Origin of the sequence: Rugosimonospora africana, assembly GCF_016862975.1 — a bacterium.
Taxonomy (GTDB): Bacteria; Actinomycetota; Actinomycetes; order Mycobacteriales; family Micromonosporaceae; genus Rugosimonospora; species Rugosimonospora africana.
The window spans coordinates 1-727 of the sequence record NZ_BONZ01000044.1; the positions used below are offsets into that span (position 1 = coordinate 1).

Annotated in this window: 1 pseudogene; it reads left to right on the forward strand. The window is 70.3% G+C overall.

What is annotated here, in order from left to right:
- Window positions 1-117: 117 nt before the first annotated feature.
- Window positions 118-727: pseudogene (locus Raf01_RS23495) on the forward strand (hypothetical protein); the annotation flags it as partial.

Sequence of the window (727 nt, forward strand, 5' to 3'; positions counted from 1 at the left end):
GCGTATGACCCGCGTGCGTTTGACCCGGCGCGGCAGGATCCGCGGGCGTATGACCCGCGTGCGTTTGACCCGGCGCGGCAGGATCCGCGGGCGTACGACCCTCGGGCGTATGACCCGATGGGACGCGATCCGGCCGGGCGTCAGCCTGAGGCGCCGGACCACGGGTACGACCAACCGCGCAATGACTACCGTGCCCCGAGCGACGGTCGTGACCACTCCACGCACGATGAGATCTGGTCCGATCCGGCCTGGGTGCAGGAGGGGCGGCGGCCGACCTTCGCGGAGATGGTCCCGCGCTCCGAAGAGGAAGCCGGGGCGTGGAAGGGCGAGGTCGAGCGGTACCTCGTCGAGGAGGTCACCGGTCGGACGTACGCCGGGATGCGGGTCGAGCCGTCGCGGACCCAGGACCCGGTCGACGTCGGGCGCAACTCGGTGAACATGCACCTGGTGATCCGGAACAGGCAGGGGCAGGAGGTCGGCCACCTCACCTACGGGGTCGAGCGTGACCAGTACGGCCACCTCGTCGCGCGCCACAACACCCTGGTCATCAACAAGACCGCCCGCGGTGGAGGCTTCGCCCGCGAGTTCAACGAGCACATGGAGGGCTGGTACCGGGAGTCCGGGGTCAGTCACATCGAGCTGCACGCGTCCTGGGAGGTCGGTGGGTACGCCTGGGCCCGGGCCGGCTATGACTGGCAGCCCGGTTCGCAGCACCGGGCGGACAAGG